Raw genomic sequence first — 18463 nt, 5'->3', positions numbered from 1 at the left:
CTGTGAGGACGGCGCCAAACTGAGCGTGACCTTCGCCCTGGATTGCTGTGACCGCGAAGCCATCGGCTGGGTCGCGAGTCCGACCGGGTACAGCGGCGATGACATCCGCGACTTGATGCTGGAGAGCGTAGAGAAACGCTTCGGTGATCAACTGCCTGCAACGCCGGTTCAATGGCTAAGCGACAACGGCTCGGCGTACACCGCCGAACAGACACGCCTGTTTGCTCGGCAGATCGGCTTGCAACCGGTGACCACCCCAGTGCGCAGCCCGCAGAGCAACGGTATGGCCGAGAGCTTCGTGAAGACGATCAAGCGTGATTACGTGGCGCACATGCCCAAGCCGGATCGAGAAACGGCGCTGCGCAACCTGACAATTGCCTTCGAGCATTACAACGAGCAGCATCCGCACAGCGCCTTGAACTATCGCTCACCGAGGGAGTTCAAGGCGCTTGGCAGCAGCATCAATTTGACGGGGAGTTGGTGTCCGGTTTTGTAGGGGCAAGTCCAGTGGTGTGGCCCCTGTCCAGATGACCTACCTTGACCATCAAGGCCAGGAACACATCATGCAGTACAACGTCATGGGTAACGGTTGCGCTGATAGTTAAAACTGAGCACCAACGAAACCTGCTCATGGCGGGTTTTGTTCAGGCGCCCATGGAGCAAGCCGGAGGACGAGCCCGGTGCAATTGCACAGCCCCTGTATCCCTGATGCAAGCCGACCCCGCCACGTGCGGGGTTTCTTGTTTTTAGCGAGGTCGGCTGTCTGGTAATTCCGTGGGGCTCATAAGCCCATTCAGTTCGGATCGAGTAGGGCATATGGCATTGGCCGTTGAGATTCGCGCTGATGATATTGACCCGATCGATCAGCGCAAAGGCTTGTGATTCTGGATCGTGTCGAGGCGCAGTGACGTGCGAATACGCGGTCATCCTGAGCAGAGGTACTCGATTGTTATCAGTTGCACCGGATCGCCCGAGCGCCACGCAGTTTGCTGACTGCCTGCTGAAACCCGGGCTATTCGTGGTCCGCGCATGGTGATAGCTTGCAACTTCACTTCAGAGGAGCGTAAGCGATGAGCAGTGAAGACAGAGAAAGGCAGACCGAGTATCGCAAGGCATGGGATCAATATGCGAGCGCCTATATCACTGGGCGATTGGCGAGCGGTGAAGAGAGTATTAGTGCCGATGCTCTTACCAAGAATGCGGCTGAGTACGCCGATGCAATGCTCAAACTTAGAGAGCACCATGTAGGGTAAAGAGGCATCAGCCAGAGCTGTTTCTTGACTTGAGGAGCGGCTATGGCCTTCTACGACGAAATGGCGTGATGGCTCAGTTCATCTACGCGAACGCCAAGCAAGGTCACATATTCAGCGGGTGAGCCGAGCGCGCGAAATCAATGAACGCCCTCAACGGTGCCGGGACATGTCGACGGCTCGGGTAGTACAAGTGCAGATCAGGACGACTGCGCATTGCCAACAGTCCTGGTCAGGGCGCCTTATTCGCGTCGTTGGTTGCGTTGAAGGAATTATCCTGTTCCGCCAGTCGTTAGCGACTGGCGTGGGCGGGTTGATTCACTGGCTTGATCTCACCATGTGAGAGCATGGCCCGGTTCGTCGTGCCAATGCTTGCTGCTGTCTTACCTTACGGGGTAAACCTTGAGCAACGACAGCCGCAGGAACGCCCATGTATCCGCATATCTCGCAAGTCGACAGCGATCATCCATTGCCCGAAAGCGCTGACGTGGTGATCATCGGTGGCGGAATAGTCGGGGTGTGTACTGCCTATTTTCTGGCTGAGCGCGGTGTCTCGGTGGTGTTGGTGGAAAAGAGTGGTATTGCCCACGAACAATCCTCCCGCAACTGGGGTTGGGTGCGCACCATGGGCCGTGACGTTGCGGAAATCCCGTTGGCGATTGCCAGTCTGAAGCTGTGGGATGAGTGGGCAACTCGGCTCAGGCACGACACCGGTTTCACCCGCTCCGGGATTCTCTACGCTTGTGAGTCCGAGCGGGAAATTGCGGACCAGGTCGCTTGGCTGGAGCAGGCCAAATCCTTGGGAATCGACGCACGGTTGCTCGACGCCGCGCAGATTGAAACCCACTTGCAGTCCAGGATGCCCAACTCTTGGAAGGGCGCTCTATACACGGCAACCGATGGCCGCGCCGAGCCTGATATCGCCACTGCCGCCATCGCCGAAGGCGCGCGTGCGCTGGGCGCAAGATTTTTTACGCGCTGCGCCGCCCGTGGCCTCGAAACCGAGGCGGGCGGGGTCAGTTCGGTGATCACCGAATTGGGCGAAATCAAATGCAAGACGGTGGTTCTGGCTGCAGGCGCCTGGTCGAGCCTGTTCTGTCGCAATCTTGGGATTCGGCTGCCGCAATTGCGGGTACTTGGCTCAGTGATGCGCACGGGACCGTTGTCGGGTGGCCCTGAGTGCGCCGTGGCGACCGAAAAAGTATCGTTCAGAAAACGCGCCGATGGTGGCTATACCATCGCAATGCGCAACGCCAATATCGCGCCGCTGGTGCCTGACAGCTTTCGCTATTTGCCGGACTTTCTGCCAATGGTTAGAGCGCACCATCAGGAATACCGCTTGCGTGTCACGGGGCAGAGCTGGCAGGAACTTAACACTGCTGGCCACTGGACCAACGATCAACTGACGCCGTTCGAGACGCAGCGCATTTATGACCCCAAACCTGTCGATGCGTTTCTCGATCAGGCGTTGGCGATGCTGACCGCGCAATTCCCGGTGTTTGGCAACGCCAGGATCGAGCAGCGTTGGGCCGGATTAATCGACGTAACGCCTGACATCATCCCGGTGATGGATGAGGTCGACTCGATCCCCGGCTTTTATCTGGCCACCGGGTTTTCCGGCCATGGCTTTGGTATTGGGCCTGGTGCCGGGCATTTGATGGCGGACATGATCACCGGAGACCAACCGCTGGTAAGTCCAACGCCGTTTCGTTTCGCCAGATTCGCCCGATGAATCCTTGGGCCTCAGGCGCGTTCAAGTATCGTGCTCAAGCGCTCGGCGATGACCTCGGCTTCGCGGCGCATGGTCTCGACCAAACGCTGTTGGTAAGCCTGGGTCAGGCGCGAGGTCAGCAGAGCGCTGCTCAAGGCGCCCATGGCGGCGCCATCGATATCGCGAATAGGGACCGCAACGCCGGTGTAAAACGGAAGAATCTTGTCGGTCAGGCCGCAGGTGTAACCCTGATGACGAACTTGCGTGACCGCTTCACGGACCGCATCGGCAGCGATGCCGTATTCGCGCAACAGCCGTGGGGCATTGTGGTTGAGAATCTCGTTGCGCTTGGCGGTCGGCATATGACTGAGCAATGCCAGCGAGCCTTGCCCAACGCCGCTCAACACGCGGGCGCCTACGCAGTGTGCAAAGCTTTTGGTGGGATTGCAGCCCTCCTGGATTTCCAGACACAGCGCGTAGTACCCGTCCTGTACAAACAGGAAAAAACTGTCTTGAAAGGCCTCCGAAAGTCGCATCAACGCCGGCCTCGCCAGTTCTCGCAAGCCGCCGGTATTGCCCGCTTGGGCACCGAGGGTCAGCAACTCGTAGCCCAGAAAATAGTGGCCACGAAGACGCGGCAGGCGCACGAATCCGTACGACTTCATGGCTTTGAGCAGGCGGTACAGTGTGGCCCGGCTCAATTGGGTTTCGGCGCTCAGCATCTCGATGCTGGCTCCAGCCTCACCGCGTGCTGCGATGGCCTGAAGGATTTCAAACGAACGGTCCAGCATTTGCGTCCCTTGGGTGCTGCAACGCTGCGGGCGCGGTGGCATTGATTCGGTTTGGGGCACGTTTGCATCTCCCTGGAAAAAGGCGATTTCTGGCCCATGCTCAGCCTGGGCTGAGGGGCAATGCACGAAGCAATGGTCGCCAGCTCTGGTAGTGAGTTGCTGTGCAATATTCAGGCCTTGAACACTTCACCGGCGAGGTCAGCCTTGTGTCTGACCCACCTTTTTGTGGCGCACCCAATCGGCTGCACCGGTCACTGATTTGAAGGAGAGCCCCATGCAACCACAACGAGTCGCTCTGATCTCCGGCGCCAATCGCGGCATAGGCGAAGCCATTGCCAGACAACTGGCCGAGAATGGCTGGTGCGTGTCACTGGGTATGCGCACGCCAAAGGCGGCCGCTTGGCACGAGGCCGAAACGGTCCAGGTCGTGGCGTACGATGCAACCGACACCTCTGCCGAAGCGCGCTGGGTAAGCGCTGCGCTTGAGCGTTTTGGGCGTATCGATGCGGTGGTCGCCAATGCGGGCCTGATGATTCGCAAGACCGTGGTCGAAGCCGACGAGGCCGACATGGATGCGCTGCTGGAGGTCAACGTCAAGGCGCCGCGTCGTCTGGCTGCCGCTGCATGGAATGCCTTGAGCGTCAGCGGCAGAGGACGGGTGATTATCATGGCGTCGCTGTCGGGTAAACGGGTGAAATCAGCCGCCTCAAGCCTGTATTCGGTCAGCAAGTTCGCCGCGTTGGGCCTGGCTCACGGGCTGCGCCACAGCGGTTGGGACCTGGGCATTCGCGCCACGGCGATTTGCCCCGGATTCGTGGCCACCGACATGGCCCGCAGCTTGACTACCCGTGACGACTCGCAAATGACTGACCCAGGCGACCTTGCCCTGTTGATCAGCACCCTGCTGAACCTGCCCAACGAAGCGAGCGTCGCTGAGTTGAATATCAATTGCCAATTGGATGACAGCTACTGATGCCCGGACCTCGCGTAGTACCCGTGCAGGGTGACGAACAGCTACCTGATCGCGTCGATGTCGTTGTGATCGGCGGTGGAATCATTGGTGCATCCACAGCGTTGGAATTGGCCGAGCGCGGCCTCAAAGTAGCGCTGTGTGAAAAGGGCGGTATCGGTCACGAACAGTCGAGTCGCAACTGGGGCTGGGTGCGAATCTCTCGGCGCGACCCTCGCGAGCTGCCCTTGATGGCCCATGCCTTGCCACTGTGGGACGGTCTGGCCGCCCGGATTGGCAAGGATGTCGGCTACACCCGCTCCGGTATTCTATTTACCTGCGCAGACGACAAAAGCTATGAAGAGCACGAACGCTGGAAGCGCAATCTCAACGATTACCCCGTCGGTGCGCGAATGGTGTCCGGTGCCGAGTTGGGCAGTCTGTTGCCCGACGTTAATCGGTTGCGGGTCAAGGGCGCGCTGTACACGCCGGACGACGGTCGCGCCGAGCCGCAACAGGTTGCATCGGCCATTGCCGAAGCGGCTAGGGCCAGGGGCGCGTTCATCCTGACGGAATGCGCGGTGCGGGGTATTGAACGCTCAGCGGGTCGTGTCAGTGGTGTCATTACCGAGCGTGGGCCGATTGCCTGCTCTTCGGTGGTACTGGCGGGCGGTGCCTGGTCCAGCCTGTTCTGCTCCCCGCTGAGTGTGCATTTGCCGCAACTGAAGGTGCTTAATTCGGTGATCCGTACCACGCCCATGGAGGGCGGGCCGCAATCAGCGATCTGGACCACTGATTTTGCTGTACGCAAGCGTCAGGATGGGGGCTACACCGTTGCCTCCGGACATGAAAATATCGCCGACATCGTGCCGGATTCGTTTCGCCATGCACGGCAATTCTGGCCTGCGTTCAAGCAAGAACACGCCTCGCTGTCCTTGCGACTGGGGCAACGTTTCTTCCAGGAAGCCGTGTTGCCGCGACGCTGGGCTCTGGACGAGGCGAGTCCTTTCGAATATCGCCGGGTACTCGATCCGGTTCCCTCGATCCGGCAATCGAACCGGGCCCTGGAGAGCCTGACCAAGGCTTTCCCGGTGTTCAGCGACGTGCGTATCGCCCAGCGTTGGGGCGGGATGATCGATGTCACACCCGATGCGGTGCCGGTTATTTCGCCGGTAGACGCCATACCAGGGTTCTTCATCGCTACTGGTTTTTCCGGTCATGGCTTCGGCATCGGTCCGGCGGCGGGGCGCTTGATGGCCAACCTGGTTACTGGCGAGACGCCCATCGTAGACATCAAGGCGTTCAGCCTGTCGCGCTTTAGCGATGGCTCGACACCTGAGCTCATTTCAGGATTTTGAAGGGCAAACACCGCTTTCAGGTCATCACCCAGCAGCCTAGAAGCTCGATTCAACGAGCCAGGTTTCATCGCTTACGACGATTTCAGGCGAAAGCCACCTGCCTTTATTTGCTACGGGAGCTTCAGCATGGCGCATCGCGATGATTCGGAAAAAGGCAACAGTCTATTCAATCCAACTCGCCGCCAGGCGCTGGCGATGGCCATTATTGGTGCGGCAGGCGTGATGTTACCGCTGGGGCGTTCCAGTCAGTCGTTCGCGGCGATGAAGTCCACGCCAAGCGGTCAGGTCATCATTGGGCTGTCCCAGGAACCGACTGTTTTCAACCCGCACATGCCGCATATCGAAGTGGACGAAGGCATTCACTGGAACGTCTTCGATCCGCTATTCGGGATTTCCCCGAGCGGCGAATTCACCCCGGCCCTGGCCGTGGAAGTGCCAACGGTTGCCAACGGCGGCATCTCGGCCGACGGTTTGCAGTGGAAGGTCAAGCTGCGCGATGACGTCAAATGGCACGATGGCAAACCCTTCACCGCCGAGGACGTGAAATACACCCTTGAGCTGATCGTTGCCCCTAACTTCCGCAGCGGTCGCCGTGCTGGTCATGATCTGGTGCGGGATATCACCGTGGTTTCGCCCACAGAGATTCACTGGCGTATGGAAAAATCCTACGCTCCTTATGCGTCGATTCTGTCGTGGACGTTCATGGTGCCCAAGCACGTTCTTTCTGCCGCAACCGACGTGAACAATGCGCCCTTCAACAATGCACCGATTGGCACCGGGCCGTTCAAATGGGCAAGTCGCGTGGCGGGCGATCATATTCAGCTCAAGGCCAACCCTGATTACTACGGCACGGTCGCGCAGATCGACAGCGTGATTTTCAAATACATCCCTGACCTGACCGTGCTCTATACCCAGTTCAAGACGGGCGACATCGACGTCACTGCCATGCAAGGCATCACGCCTGATCACTACGAAGAAGCAAAAGGTCTCGCCGACCGCACCGTGGTGATCCTGCCTGTGGCGACGGTCGAGTCGGTGGCATTGAATATGGAGCGCCCACAGTTCAAGGACCCGGCGGTGCGCAAGGCGCTGTACCTGGCCATCGACAAGAAAACCATCATCGATGAGTTGTACTACGGCCTGGTCTTGCCCACCGAGACCTACATGCCGCAGCAGTCGGCGTACTACAACCCGGACCTGCCCAAGCAGAGTTTCAATATTGAAGAGGCCAACAAGATTCTCGATCAGGCAGGCTGGAAGCCGGGCGCTGGCGGTATTCGGGAAAAGGCCGGGGTGCGTTTGTCGTTCACCAACTCGACCACGGCCGGCAACCAGATCCGCGAGCAGGCGCAGCAATTCATGCAGCAAACGTGGCAGGCCATCGGCGTCGAAATGAAGATTTCGAATCTGCCGCCTGCCGTCATGTGGGGCGAATACTGGATGCAGTCCAAATTCGATTCGGTGGTGGTGGGCATTAACTTCCTGACCGGCGCCGACCCCGACACTCGCGACTACTTCGGCTCGCTGTCGATCAGCGCCAAGGGCGGGGCCGGGCAAAACACCACGCAATACAGCAACGCCAAGGTCGATGAACTGCTTGCCCAAGGCGCATCGCTGCAGGACGTGGCGCAGCGCAAAGCGGTGTATGTGAAGGTGCAGGAGATCATTCGCGACGACCTGCCGATCCTGCCGTTGTTTCAGTACACCTACGTGCGTGGCTATAAATCCAAATTGAAAGGCTTTGCCGGCAACATCAATCTGCGCATCGAGCCGTGGAACGTGAATACCTGGTCCTGGACCTGAATGCCCGTCAGCGCCCGCTATTCTTGCCGGGCGTAGTTCAGCTTTCAGAAGGAATACGCCATGCCCCAATACATTCTCAATCGCCTGGGCCAGAGCGCTATCGTCTTGGTGCTGGTTTCACTGATCGGCTTTATCGTGCTGAACCTGGCGCCCGGCGGGCCGATGTCGCAATTCTCCATGAACCCCGGGATGAGTCAGGCAGAACTTGATCGTATCGCCGAGCAGATGGGCCTCAATCGGCCGTTGCTGGTTCAGTATTTCGAATGGTTCAGCCGCCTGTTCATCGGTGACTGGGGGCACTCGTTTCGTGATGGCCGGCCGGTACTCAGCGTCATCGCCGGGCATCTGCCCGCCACGTTGCTGTTGATGGGCACCGCAACGGTGCTGTCGGTTTTCGTCGGTACTTGGGTGGGCGTGCTGGGCGCGGTCCGTCGTTATTCGGTGTTTGACACGCTGGCCACGGTGGGCGCGATGGTGGCGTTGTCGATTCCGACGTTCTGGTTCGGTCTGGTCGCGATCTTCTTTTTCTCGCTGTATCTGGGCTGGTTGCCTGCGGGCAATATGTACACCATCGGCGATCAGTCGTTGGGCGACTATGCGATCCATTTGATTCTGCCGGTGGCCGTGCTGGCGTTGGTCAATGTGGCGATCTGGAGCCGCTACATGCGCTCGGCGACACTGGACGTCATCGATCAGGACTTCGTACGTACCGCACGCGCCAAGGGCTTGCCATACCGGCGAGTATTGACCCATCACGTCATCCGCAACGCGCTGCTGCCAATGATCACGTTGGCCGGCCTGCAGATCCCGACCATCCTGGGCGGTGCGCTGGTCACCGAAACCGTGTTCACCTGGCCTGGCATGGGCCGTCTGTTTCTCGACAGCCTGGGTTACAGCGATTACCCCGTGATCATGGGCATTCTGATGTTCTCAGCGATTCTGGTGCTACTCGGCAATCTGCTTGCCGATCTGCTGGTGGGCGTTGCGGACCCGCGCGTCCGACTCGGTTAAGGGAGCACTGCACATGACAACCTCCGCGACGTATCTGCTGCCCTCGCGCCGTTTGGCCTGGTTTGCCAACCCTACCCTTCAGCGCTTCATGCGCCACAAACTGGCGGCGCTGGGGGTGGTGACGATCACCGTATTGGTCCTGGCCTGCGTGCTCGGGCCTTACCTTTTGTATTACAACGACCTGTCCATCGATATCCGTAATCGATTTGCGCCACCGCTTACCGGCAATCATTACCTGGGCACCGACGCGCTTGGTCGGGACACCGCTGCGCGGTTACTCAACGCGGGACGGATTTCGTTGACAGTCGGTTTTTTTGCCATGCTGATCAGCACGGTGATCGGGACCCTGATCGGCGTGGTTGCCGGTTACTACCGGGGCTGGATCGGCGCAGCGTTGATGCGGTTCGTGGACGCATTCCTGTCGTTCCCCAGCGTATTTCTAGTGCTGGTGCTGGCTGCGTTCATCAAGCCCAGTCCAATGATGATTACCCTGATCATCGCCGTGACCAGTTGGATGGAAATATCGCGCATCGTCGAGGCCGAGATTCGTTCGTTGCGCGAGCGTGACTTCACGCTCGCGGCGCGGATGGTGGGCGCCAGTAATCGCTGGATCATGTTCCGGGAGCTTGTGCCCAACGCCATTGGCCCGATCATCGTCGCCGCTACCCTGACCATCGCCAACGCGATTTTGCTGGAGGCCTACATCAGCTTTCTGGGTTATGGCATCCAGCCGCCGCTGGCGAGTTGGGGCAACATGCTCAATGCCGCCCAGCAATACCTGGGCAAGGCACCGTGGCTGGCGATCATTCCTGGGCTGGCGATCACGTTGGCGGTCACCAGTTTCAACTTCATTGGTGATGGTCTGCGCGATGCGCTGGACGGCAGGAGTGACCTGAAATGAACACCGATGAAAAGATCCGCGTGTCTCATCTGAGCGTGGCATTTCGCAGGGGCAACCGTTACGTGCCGGTTGTGCATGACATCAACTTCACGATTCATGCGGGGGAAACCTTGGCACTGGTGGGCGAGAGCGGTTCCGGAAAGAGCGTGACCAGCCTTGCAATGATGAAGCTGCTGGCCGAGGCGCCCAAGACCCGTATCGAAGGCAGCGCAGTGGTGGCTGACAGCACGGGCAACGCCATTGATCTGGTGGCGATGAGCGAACAGCAAATGCGTCATGTGCGCGGCAATCGAGTGGCAATGATCTTTCAGGAGCCCCTGACCTCGCTGAACCCGGTACACCGGGTGGGTGATCAGATTGCCGAAGCCATTCGTTTTCATGAACACCTGAGCAAATCCCAAGCCCGGATCAAGGCGCTGGCGCTGTTGGAACAGGTGGGTATCCCGGAACCCGCCCAGCGCCTGGAAAGCTTTCCCCACGAACTGTCCGGCGGGATGCGCCAGCGAGTGATGATTGCTATCGCCTTGGCCATGGAGCCGGACGTGTTGATCGCAGATGAGCCGACCACCGCGCTGGACGTCACCGTGCAGGCACAAATCCTTGATCTGTTGCGCAACCTGCAAAAGAAGAACGGCATGGCGATTTTGTTCATTACCCACAACTTCGGGGTGGTGGCGGAAATTGCCGACCGGGTGATGGTGATGTACGCCGGTCGTATCGTGGAGCAGGGCAGTGTGACTCAAGTGCTGTCGTCGCCGCGCATGCCCTACACGCGCGGCTTGCTTGCCGCCGTACCGCGATTCGAACAAGCAGGGTTGGGGCAGGGTGATTTGGGTACGATTCCGGGGTTTGTCCCTGATCCGTCTGCGCCACCAACGGGTTGCGCCTTCCATCCGCGTTGCGCTTTCAGCATCGCCGGGCGCTGTGACCGCGACAGCCCCGAACTTGAAGAGGTCGAGCAAGGTCACCAACTGCGTTGTGTGCGCTGGCAAGAGTTGCCTGCGACTGTCGAGCTTGGCCAGGGAGGTGTGCGATGAAACAGCCGCCCTTGATCGAGGCCATCGGCCTGAAGAAATACTTTCCGGTGCGCAAAAAACTGTTCGTCAGCAGCCGTGGGCGCGACGACAATCTGGTGCGTGCGGTCGATGGAGTAGACCTGTCCATCGCCCGTGGCGAAGTGCTAGGGCTGGTGGGTGAAAGCGGCTCGGGGAAAAGCACCCTGGGCCGCAGCCTGATGATGCTGGACCCACCTACGGATGGGCACATCGTTTTCGATAATACAGAAATCACGCCCTTCAACGATCGCTTGCTCAAACCTTATCGCAAGCGCATGCAGATGGTCTTTCAGGACCCTTACGGCTCGCTCAATCCGCGCATGACCGTCGGTGAGATCCTTGCCATGCCGCTGCGTTTTCACGCCAAAGAACTCACCGCGCAAGGCCGCCGTGAAAAAGCCGAACAGGCGCTGGAAACCGTCGGTTTGCCAGCCCAGTATCTGGATCGCTATCCCCACGAATTTTCTGGCGGGCAGCGCCAGCGTATCGGGATCGCTCGCGCCTTGACCCTGGAGCCGGAGTTCATCATGGCCGATGAGCCCGTGTCAGCGCTGGACGTGTCCGTTCAGGCGCAGGTGCTTAATCTGTTTTCGCGGATCCGCCAGCAAATGAACCTGACGATGCTGTTCGTCACCCATGATCTGGCCGTGGTGGGGCACATTGCTGATCGCGTGGCCGTCATGTATCTGGGGCGCATCGTCGAAGTGGCACCCACTCGCGAGTTGTTCAGCAACCCGCGTCATCCCTATACCGAAGCGCTGATGTCGGCGATCCCCATGCCGGAACCGGGTCAGCGGCGCCAGCGCATCGTTCTGCAGGGTGATATTCCCAGTCCGATTTCACCGCCTTCCGGTTGTACGTTCCGCACCCGATGCCCTTACGTTTTACCGGCATGCAGCATAGAACGCCCGCCGCTGCGTAGGGTTGGGCCAGATCATGACACGGCCTGTATCCGTGATGATCTGTCGTTGATTTCGCCCCTTGATGAGCACCGCGAGACGTTATGCGACGCCAGTCGCCGAGGGAGTGCCGTATGAGGTTCTCCGACTTCGACACGTCGCTGTGGTATGCAACCGCTGCGGCAGGGATGCCGCCCCCCGCATTGAATGAACGCCTGGAAAGCGAGGTGTGCATCGTCGGCGGCGGTTATACCGGGCTGACCACGGCGCTGGAGTTGTCGCGCAGCGGGGTTGAGCGTGGTGCTGAAAACCGAGGAATACAACACGGTCGGACAGCGCACCCAATTGATGGATCGTGACGAGGCCTGCGCTTTGAGTGGCAGCCAGCGCTTTCACGGCGGTTGGTTTCATCCGGCTGCCGGGCATCTCAATCCGCTGGGCTATGCTCGCTGGACTGCACCACTCACAGCCCCACCGCTGTGAGCTTCGCCAGTTGATCGAGGTCGGTTTGCATGCCGCTGGTTTCGCGAATCCGCGCCAGGATCGTGCGTTTGAGTTCGGTGAATTCCGGCGCCAGTTTCATGTCCTGATGACGCAACGCAGGCAGCGGCACGTCGAAAATCGAGTCGATGCGTCCGGGGCGCGGCGCCATCAGCACTACTCGGCTGCCGAGGTAGATCGCTTCCTCCACGTCGTGGGTGACGAACAGGATGGTGGTTTTTTCCAGCCGGTGAACATGGCGGATCAGGTCGTGCATGACTTCTCGGGTCTGGGCGTCCAGCGCGCCGAAGGGTTCGTCCATTAGCAGCGTTGCCGGTTTGGGCATCAGTGCGCGGGCGATGGCCACGCGTTGCTGCATGCCACCTGAAAGTTGGTTGGGGTAGGCGTCGGCGAACGGCGTCAGGCCCATCAGGCTGAGCAAGGCGTCGGCACGGCCACTGGCGGTTTCGATGTCGGCATCGTTGCGCACGCTGTCGGAGATTACTTTCAGCTGGCGGCAGAACTTGATGTTTTTCATCACCGTCAGCCACGGGTACAGGCTGTAGTGCTGAAACACCATGGCGCGGTCGACGCCGGGGCCGTCGATGGGCTGGCCGCCGAGAAGGATTTCACCGCTGCTGAGGGTTTCCAGCCCGGCGATGATGCGCAGTAGTGTGGATTTACCGCAGCCCGAGGCGCCGACGAACGTGATGAACTCGTTGTCCTGCACCTCAAGGTTGATGTCTTGCAGGGCTTCGATTGAGCGTTCCTTGCTCTCGAAACGCTTACCCACGTGTTGGATGCGGATTTTTGGCTGAGTCATGGCTTATTTCCTGTTCCAGGGGAAGGCGCGGCGGCTGATCCAGCGAAACGCCTGGTCGGTCAGCAAGCCGATCAACCCGATCAGCAGAATGCCAGCGAAGATCTTGTCGGTCTGCATGTAGCGCTGGGCCTTGAGGATGGCGTAGCCGAGGCCGGAATTGGCGGCCACCAGTTCGGCCACCACCAGGTAGGTCCAGGCCCAGCCGCAGGTGATGCGCAGTGTGTCGAGCAGCGCCGGGCGCGACGACGGCAGAATCACCATCTTGACGATTTCGCTGCGGCTTGCGCCCATGGTTTGCGCAGCTTCGATCTGCGCCATGGGGACGCGCCGCACGTCTTCGGCGACCATCAGCACCATCTGGAAAAACGTGCCGAGGAAAATGATCAATACCTTCGCGCCCTCATCGATGCCCACCCACAACATCACCAGCGGGATGAACGCCACGGCGGGCATATAGCGGATGAAGTCTGTCAGCGGCTCGATGAATGCTTGCACGGGCTTGTAGGTGCCGACGTACAGACCGATGGGAATCGCCAATACCGCGGAGGCGAGAAATCCCGCCAGGACCCGATACACGCTCATCAGCGTGTCGTCGATCAGGCCTTCTTCGCTCCACCATTTGCCAACCCGCAGCAGCACTGTTTGCGGCGCGGGCATGAACAGTGGGTCGGCCAGCCCCAGCGCGGTGTAGGCCCACCACACGACAAACGGCAGCACCAAACCGGCGATGCTCAAGGCCCAGGCGGTACTGCGCGATAACTCGCCGCGAATCACCCACCAGCGCGGACGGCGTTTCATGTTTTTTTCGCTGCTTGCCAGAAAGTTTTCATGGGCATTCATCACCGGCCTCCTGTGGCCACAATCGGTGGAGGATCGGCAGAGACCCAGCCCGCCTCCGGGGGATAGACGCCGAGCTGTGCCAGCGTGGCATCGTCAATACAACTGAGTGAAATGGCATCGCAGGTCGAGTGCAGCAGTGTTTGGCCCGTGCGGCCGGGCAGGGTCGAGTGGGTGATGGTCCAGCCTTGGGCAATCAGCCCGAACGACAATTCGAATGCCAGCAGCGCTTGCTGCTCCAATGGATCGGCCAGCTCTAGCGCGGTGCTCAGATGACCGCCCCAGGGTTGGGCGACCGGGCGCTCGGCGGCGAACAGAAAGTACTCTCCGGCCACCAGCAGACAGCCTTGTCGCGCCGAACCGTCCGCAGCCTTTAGCCATAGCCCATCGTTGATGCCAACGGAGCCGGGCAGGCGTTCCCATATTTCGTGATAGCTGCCGTCGAGGCCATCTTCGATGACCCGGTCCGGTGTTTCAAAGGTCATGCGGCCGATGTCGGCGGGCCCGCCAGTGGGTTGAAAGTCGATCAGCCGATGCCACTGACAGGTATCGCCGTTGACCTCAGTCAGCCCGGCAAATCCGGCTTGCAGACTCAGCGCCTGGCGTTGTTCCTGGTTGCACGCGCTCAAGGTTGCCGCACCCACGGCAGGCGTCGGCACAGGAATGCGCACATCGGCGTGCAGGTATTGGGTTTGCAGCCAATAGACCTCGGTGCTGTCGTCGTGCAGCCCCTCTTGAGTGGTCAGCAGCCGTCGTTGCCAGACGCCGAGATAAGCCTCGGGCACGCGCGTGAGAGTGTGGTTCATTGCGCGGCCTGCACGCCGAATTCGTGGCACACCGCCGCGACGATACCGCTGACGATGTCGTCGGCCATGCGCAGGCCTTTTTCCACGCTGGAGCCTTTGGCCGAGGACAGCACGCCAGAGGGCGGGACCCACTCGGTGCGCGCCGGGTACATGTCGTACGGTGGGAAGTCTGCCGGGCCGTCATCGGGGATGCTGTCCAGGCGTACCAGGTGCGGGAAGTAATGCAGCATCAACGAGGTTTCGATCACGGCCGCATGTTCCAGTGCAAAGCCTGGGAAACCGTCGGGGAACACGTCTGCCAGGGTGTCTTCCCGACAGAAATCCCAATGTTCCAGGCGCATCACCTCAAGCCCGGCTTGTGGCCCCAGCTCGCGCAACGCCAGTTCGATGCCTTCCGTGACAAACCACTGGTTCTCGAAATGCCCGACCACCAACACCAGCCGGCGTACACCGTGGCGATGGAATTCACGTACGGCGTCGCGCACCAGCGCGCTCATGGTGGCGCCGTCGAGGCTGGTGGTGCCGCAAAAGTGTTGGCCGCCACCACACTTGGGCTGGGATTTGTAGCCATAAGACAGCGCAGGTGCGACCACGCCATTTACCGCGCGAGCGACGTCCTCGCTCAATGCGCTGGCCAATAACGCATCAGTGCCCAACGGTAAATGCGGACCATGCTGTTCGGTGGCGCCGCACGGCAAGAACACTACGGCGCCAGCCTTTATTCGGGCTTCGTAGTCGACCCAACTGAGGTTATCCATACGCACGGTGTTCATGGGGCGGTACTCCTTGCATCAACGGTAAGAGGAGAGGGCGCCGGCCACGCGGCGATCAAGGCGGCGAGGCTGACCAGCACCGCCCCCGCCCATTCGCGCGCCAGCAGTGGGTTGTCGCCCAGCCAGGCGCTGGACAGTACAGCGCCGATCAGTTCAACAATCACCAACACCGCGACGGTGCTGGCCTGCATATGGGTGACCGCGAACTGCACCATGCTTTGCACCACCAGCCAAACGGCGGCCAGCAGGCCGATTTGCCAGGCCAGGTGCAGCGTAAGCGGCGGCGGTTGTTGCTTGAGCATCAAGCACAGGGTCCCGGCCAACAGCGCGCTGGCCACCAAACTGGCAACGCTTTTGCTGGCCAGCGGTACGTGATCGGCGGCCCGGGTCGCCAGGTTGTTGAGGCTGAACCCAAGGCCCGCGCTCAGTGCCAGCCAGTCATTGGCGGTCATCGGTTGCAGGGTGCTGTCGTTGATTCCCAGGGTCAGACCGATGCCGACGAACGCCAGCAGCAGCGCGATAATGCGCGCAACGGTCAGGCGTTCGCCAAAACACCAGCAGGCACCCAGCGTGGCCCAGATGGGCGACAGGTAAAACAACAGCATCACCCGCACCACGTCACCGCCGACCAGCGCGCACATCAACGCCGCCGTACCCCAGCCGCCCGCCAAGGCGATCAGCAGCAAGCGCCCGGATTGCGCACGCCAGGCGCGGCGCTGATGCCACAACACTGGCACCGCCAATACGCTCAGCAAGCCGTAAATCAGTAACACCAGCGGCATTCCCGACAGACCTTGCGCGGCCAGGTGGTGCAGCGGAATCCAGCTCAGGCCCCAGAGCAGCGAGCCGCTGACCAGCAGAATGGGAGGCGCCAGTGAACTCATTTCAAACCGCCGTCAGAAACGAAACGCCCACGGCACCATGGAAACCGTCGGCCTTGTGCGGTCCTTCGCCCACCACGCCGTAATCGTCATCCAACACCCGACGCACGCGGTTACGGTGGAAGCTGCCAAGCAGTGTGCTCATGGGGATGACCTGGGTCGTGTCGTCCTTGTACAACTCGGCGTGCAGGCGTGGCAGGCGATACCAGGGCGCGACGGGTTTGGCGTGGTGGGCGTTGTGGTAGGCGAAGTTCAGCAGCAGAAGATTCAATACCGGCCAACGTAGCGAGACGATATTGCTGTAGGTGTTCTGTTGTTCGTAGGCGCGGTCGCGGTGTTTGCCGTCATCCAGCTTGCCGTCTTCGAGGACCGCGAACACGTCGTAAGTGTGCTGATAGGCATCGGCGAAACGCAGCACGCTGACCATCAGCAGCCAGGCCACGCCATACAAAATCAGCGCCTTGGGCGAGGCAAACCCCAGCGCGGCGAACAGCACGCCACGCACGGCCAGCATCGCCAGGACTTTGCCGCGACGGGCCCGGTGCGCCGGGCTGTCGGTGATGAAGGGCAGGGCGATCACGTAAGCGTGCATGATCAACTCAACGGCCGGAACATAGGCCCACTCCAGCGCCTCGACCAGCTTGACCGCCCAGGTCGGGCAGCGCTTGAGAAAGACCTTGGTGTCGAAGGTCACGACGTCTGCGCGGTCGACGTGATGGCGCATGTGCTTGTTGCGCAGGTCCTGGAAATCGGCGTAGCAACTGCCCGACAACCAACTGCAGACCACGGCTGCACGGGTGTTGTGTGCGGGTTTGGCGAAGATCGTGCCGTGGGCGAATTCGTGGATCAGGTAGGCCGCGATCAGCATCGCGTGGCCCAGCAATAATGTGCCCAGTACGTTCAGCCAGGCATTGGCGCTGAACAGCAGGGCCAGGCCGCCGAGATAACCCGCCAGGGTGTAGGCGAGGGCCAGGCTGTTGGGCACGCGGCCATCGGCGTAACGAAATAGTCGAGCGGTGGACATGGTGATCTCCAGCTAAGTGCAAGGGCAGGCGCGTGTGCGCCTGCCGATGGTTTTTGCTTTACTCGGCCTTGATGAACGATGCGTCGTAGGTGTCGCTGGCCGCCGGGATGGCGGTGATCTGACCGTTATCCTTGAGCAGCTTGGCGATGATCGCGCCGCTGCCGGCCAGGGAGCTGGTTTCGGTGGTCGGTACGAAGCTTTTGCTCATCTCTGCTTTGGGAATGTTGTACACGCCGCCCAGTTGCGCTTTGGCTTCGTCAGCGCTGACGCCCAGCACTTTGCCGATGATCGTGGCCGATTCGTCCGGGTGGGTCTTCATGTACTCCAGCCCGTCCAGATAGCCCAGAATCAGCGCCTTGATCGCCGCTTGACGTTTGTCGATCACTGTCTTGTCGAATACCAGCACGTCGGTGATCAGGCCCGGTGCTTCCTTGGACGAGAAGATCACTTTGTATTTGCTGCCGCCGCCCATGGACAGGATTTGCGAGACGTTGGGTTCGTAGGTCACGCCCACCGGCAACGAACCGGACGCCATGGCACCGGGAATCGCTTCGGGGGTCATGTTGATCGGTTTGATGTCTTTTTCGCCCATGCCGTTCTTTTGCAGGGCGTAGGCCAGCAGAAAGTCGGAGGGTGACAAGGGGTTGAAACCGACCGATTTGCCTTTGATGGCGGCGACGGAGGTGATGCTGGCGTCTGCGACGATGGCGTCGCCGCCGTTGGAGAAGTCGATGGGCATCACGACTTTATGCTTCAGGCCCTTGGCGACGGAGTTGATCACCTGGTCGTACGTCAGCGTGCCGCCGTCCAGTGCTTTGCTCGCCAGTGCGGTGGGGATCAGCGCCGGGTCGTTGAAAAATTGCAGATCGACATGCAGGCCGTGGGCCTTGTATAGGTCCAACTTGTCGGCGACGTAAAAGGGTCCATAACCGACCCAGACCACGGTGCCGATTTTGAGTTTCTCGATGGCCTGGCTGACCAATGGAGTGACCAGCAGCGCAGCGGCGATGGTGGCGCCTATCAGGCTTTTGCGAAGACGTTGGGAGGGAAATGCGCGTAGCGAACCGAAAGGTAGAACGGACATGGCATGACTCCTGGACACTTTGAGATT

20 protein-coding genes and 2 pseudogenes are annotated in these 18463 nt (G+C 60.2%); 13 read left to right on the top strand and 9 right to left on the bottom strand.

The genetic code is table 11. The features are described 5' to 3' along the window. From VGC62_RS17490 to VGC62_RS17480, 4 genes and pseudogenes are all read left to right on the top strand, one after another. The coding region (locus VGC62_RS17490) for an integrase core domain-containing protein (protein ID WP_331188336.1) at positions 1-496 on the top strand (496 nt) is incomplete at its 5' end. 16 nt (positions 497-512) lie between these two features. Beyond that, positions 513-605: a DUF2790 domain-containing protein gene (locus tag VGC62_RS17485; protein ID WP_331188335.1), complete on the top strand. Its 93-nt coding sequence runs from the start codon at positions 513-515 to the stop codon at positions 603-605. A gap of 205 nt (positions 606-810) precedes the next feature. Next, positions 811-1036 (top strand): annotated as a pseudogene (locus VGC62_RS27770) (hypothetical protein); the annotation flags it as partial. Between the two features lie 34 nt (positions 1037-1070). Continuing rightward, on the top strand, positions 1071-1253 hold the full coding sequence (locus tag VGC62_RS17480) for a hypothetical protein (RefSeq protein WP_331188334.1): 183 nt from the start codon (positions 1071-1073) through the stop codon (positions 1251-1253). A 103-nt stretch (positions 1254-1356) separates the two neighbouring features. Here the strand turns inward: VGC62_RS17480 and VGC62_RS17475 are convergent. Further along, positions 1357-1455, bottom strand: a pseudogene (locus VGC62_RS17475) (LysR family transcriptional regulator); the annotation flags it as partial. Positions 1456-1680: 225 nt separating this feature from the next. Between VGC62_RS17475 and VGC62_RS17470 the strand changes: the two are divergent. After that, entirely contained in the window at positions 1681-2982 is a 1302-nt protein-coding gene (locus VGC62_RS17470) for an FAD-binding oxidoreductase (protein ID WP_331188333.1), read from the top strand. An 11-nt stretch (positions 2983-2993) separates the two neighbouring features. Here the strand turns inward: VGC62_RS17470 and VGC62_RS17465 are convergent, their stop codons facing one another. Then, positions 2994-3812, bottom strand: coding sequence for an IclR family transcriptional regulator (locus tag VGC62_RS17465; protein WP_331188332.1), 819 nt, complete (start codon positions 3810-3812; stop codon positions 2994-2996). Positions 3813-4026: 214 nt separating this feature from the next. Between VGC62_RS17465 and VGC62_RS17460 the strand changes: the two genes are divergently transcribed. From VGC62_RS17460 to VGC62_RS17425, 8 genes are all read left to right on the top strand, one after another. Beyond that, complete coding sequence (locus VGC62_RS17460; protein ID WP_331188331.1) at positions 4027-4725, top strand: SDR family NAD(P)-dependent oxidoreductase; 699 nt, start codon at positions 4027-4029, stop codon at positions 4723-4725. Then, positions 4725-6059: an FAD-binding oxidoreductase gene (locus VGC62_RS17455; RefSeq protein ID WP_331188330.1), complete on the top strand. Its 1335-nt coding sequence runs from the start codon at positions 4725-4727 to the stop codon at positions 6057-6059. The genes VGC62_RS17460 and VGC62_RS17455 overlap by 1 nt, the downstream gene beginning before the upstream one ends. Before the next feature lie 126 nt (positions 6060-6185). Beyond that, positions 6186-7862: a peptide ABC transporter substrate-binding protein gene (locus VGC62_RS17450; RefSeq protein WP_331188329.1), complete on the top strand. Its 1677-nt coding sequence runs from the start codon at positions 6186-6188 to the stop codon at positions 7860-7862. Positions 7863-7922: 60 nt separating this feature from the next. Continuing rightward, positions 7923-8873: an ABC transporter permease gene (locus VGC62_RS17445; RefSeq protein WP_331188328.1), complete on the top strand. Its 951-nt coding sequence runs from the start codon at positions 7923-7925 to the stop codon at positions 8871-8873. A 13-nt stretch (positions 8874-8886) separates the two neighbouring features. Further along, positions 8887-9774, top strand: coding sequence for an ABC transporter permease (locus VGC62_RS17440; protein ID WP_331188327.1), 888 nt, complete (start codon positions 8887-8889; stop codon positions 9772-9774). After that, complete coding sequence (locus VGC62_RS17435) at positions 9771-10811, top strand: ABC transporter ATP-binding protein (protein WP_331188326.1); 1041 nt, start codon at positions 9771-9773, stop codon at positions 10809-10811. The genes VGC62_RS17440 and VGC62_RS17435 overlap by 4 nt, the downstream gene beginning before the upstream one ends. After that, entirely contained in the window at positions 10808-11866 is a 1059-nt protein-coding gene (locus VGC62_RS17430) for an oligopeptide/dipeptide ABC transporter ATP-binding protein (RefSeq protein ID WP_331188325.1), read from the top strand. The genes VGC62_RS17435 and VGC62_RS17430 overlap by 4 nt, the downstream gene beginning before the upstream one ends. Further along, positions 11863-12087, top strand: a complete 225-nt coding sequence (locus tag VGC62_RS17425; RefSeq protein WP_331188324.1) for an FAD-dependent oxidoreductase — start codon at positions 11863-11865, stop codon at positions 12085-12087. The genes VGC62_RS17430 and VGC62_RS17425 overlap by 4 nt, the downstream gene beginning before the upstream one ends. Positions 12088-12191: 104 nt before the next feature. Here VGC62_RS17425 and VGC62_RS17420 read toward each other — a convergent pair whose 3' ends face one another. Genes VGC62_RS17420 through VGC62_RS17390 form a run of 7 tightly spaced genes read right to left on the bottom strand, consistent with a single transcriptional unit; the run spans position 12192 to position 18436 of the window. Beyond that, positions 12192-13031: an ABC transporter ATP-binding protein gene (locus tag VGC62_RS17420; RefSeq protein ID WP_331188323.1), complete on the bottom strand. Its 840-nt coding sequence runs from the start codon at positions 13029-13031 to the stop codon at positions 12192-12194. A gap of 3 nt (positions 13032-13034) precedes the next feature. Beyond that, positions 13035-13871 (bottom strand): ABC transporter permease, encoded by an 837-nt coding sequence (locus VGC62_RS17415; protein ID WP_331188322.1) that lies wholly within the window; start codon positions 13869-13871, stop codon positions 13035-13037. Further along, a complete protein-coding gene (locus VGC62_RS17410) occupies positions 13871-14674 on the bottom strand; it encodes a hypothetical protein (RefSeq protein ID WP_331188321.1) in 804 nt (267 codons plus the stop codon). Before VGC62_RS17410 ends, VGC62_RS17415 begins: the two co-directional genes overlap by 1 nt. After that, positions 14671-15447 (bottom strand): creatininase, encoded by a 777-nt coding sequence (locus VGC62_RS17405; protein WP_331188320.1) that lies wholly within the window; start codon positions 15445-15447, stop codon positions 14671-14673. The genes VGC62_RS17410 and VGC62_RS17405 overlap by 4 nt, the downstream gene beginning before the upstream one ends. Then, a complete protein-coding gene (locus VGC62_RS17400) occupies positions 15444-16331 on the bottom strand; it encodes a DMT family transporter (protein ID WP_331188319.1) in 888 nt (295 codons plus the stop codon). Before VGC62_RS17400 ends, VGC62_RS17405 begins: the two co-directional genes overlap by 4 nt. A 1-nt stretch (position 16332) precedes the next feature. After that, a complete protein-coding gene (locus VGC62_RS17395; RefSeq protein ID WP_331188318.1) occupies positions 16333-17352 on the bottom strand; it encodes a fatty acid desaturase in 1020 nt (339 codons plus the stop codon). A 58-nt stretch (positions 17353-17410) separates the two neighbouring features. Beyond that, the gene (locus VGC62_RS17390) at positions 17411-18436 is read right to left on the bottom strand and encodes an ABC transporter substrate-binding protein (RefSeq protein WP_331188317.1); all 1026 of its coding nucleotides are present in this window, start codon (positions 18434-18436) and stop codon (positions 17411-17413) included. Positions 18437-18463: the final 27 nt, after the last annotated feature.

Source organism: Pseudomonas sp. (assembly GCF_036404235.1).
In the GTDB taxonomy this organism is placed as follows: domain Bacteria; phylum Pseudomonadota; class Gammaproteobacteria; order Pseudomonadales; family Pseudomonadaceae; genus Aquipseudomonas.
The sequence above is the reverse complement of the archived record's forward strand: the minus strand, read 5'-3'. Positions and strand labels throughout refer to the sequence as shown.

Excerpts from the sequence above, each read along its gene's own strand:
- VGC62_RS17480 (WP_331188334.1), top strand. The coding sequence starts at position 1,071 with ATGAGCAGTGAAGACAGAGAAAGGCAGACCGAGTATCGCAAGGCATGG.
- VGC62_RS17470 (WP_331188333.1), top strand. The coding sequence starts at position 1,681 with ATGTATCCGCATATCTCGCAAGTCGACAGCGATCATCCATTGCCCGAA.
- VGC62_RS17460 (WP_331188331.1), top strand. The coding sequence starts at position 4,027 with ATGCAACCACAACGAGTCGCTCTGATCTCCGGCGCCAATCGCGGCATA.
- VGC62_RS17455 (WP_331188330.1), top strand. The coding sequence starts at position 4,725 with ATGCCCGGACCTCGCGTAGTACCCGTGCAGGGTGACGAACAGCTACCT.
- VGC62_RS17450 (WP_331188329.1), top strand. The coding sequence starts at position 6,186 with ATGGCGCATCGCGATGATTCGGAAAAAGGCAACAGTCTATTCAATCCA.
- VGC62_RS17445 (WP_331188328.1), top strand. The coding sequence starts at position 7,923 with ATGCCCCAATACATTCTCAATCGCCTGGGCCAGAGCGCTATCGTCTTG.
- VGC62_RS17440 (WP_331188327.1), top strand. The coding sequence starts at position 8,887 with ATGACAACCTCCGCGACGTATCTGCTGCCCTCGCGCCGTTTGGCCTGG.
- VGC62_RS17435 (WP_331188326.1), top strand. The coding sequence starts at position 9,771 with ATGAACACCGATGAAAAGATCCGCGTGTCTCATCTGAGCGTGGCATTT.
- VGC62_RS17430 (WP_331188325.1), top strand. The coding sequence starts at position 10,808 with ATGAAACAGCCGCCCTTGATCGAGGCCATCGGCCTGAAGAAATACTTT.
- VGC62_RS17425 (WP_331188324.1), top strand. The coding sequence starts at position 11,863 with ATGAGGTTCTCCGACTTCGACACGTCGCTGTGGTATGCAACCGCTGCG.
- VGC62_RS17420 (WP_331188323.1), bottom strand. The coding sequence starts at position 13,031 with ATGACTCAGCCAAAAATCCGCATCCAACACGTGGGTAAGCGTTTCGAG.
- VGC62_RS17415 (WP_331188322.1), bottom strand. The coding sequence starts at position 13,871 with ATGAATGCCCATGAAAACTTTCTGGCAAGCAGCGAAAAAAACATGAAA.
- VGC62_RS17410 (WP_331188321.1), bottom strand. The coding sequence starts at position 14,674 with ATGAACCACACTCTCACGCGCGTGCCCGAGGCTTATCTCGGCGTCTGG.
- VGC62_RS17405 (WP_331188320.1), bottom strand. The coding sequence starts at position 15,447 with ATGAACACCGTGCGTATGGATAACCTCAGTTGGGTCGACTACGAAGCC.
- VGC62_RS17400 (WP_331188319.1), bottom strand. The coding sequence starts at position 16,331 with ATGAGTTCACTGGCGCCTCCCATTCTGCTGGTCAGCGGCTCGCTGCTC.
- VGC62_RS17395 (WP_331188318.1), bottom strand. The coding sequence starts at position 17,352 with ATGTCCACCGCTCGACTATTTCGTTACGCCGATGGCCGCGTGCCCAAC.
- VGC62_RS17390 (WP_331188317.1), bottom strand. The coding sequence starts at position 18,436 with ATGTCCGTTCTACCTTTCGGTTCGCTACGCGCATTTCCCTCCCAACGT.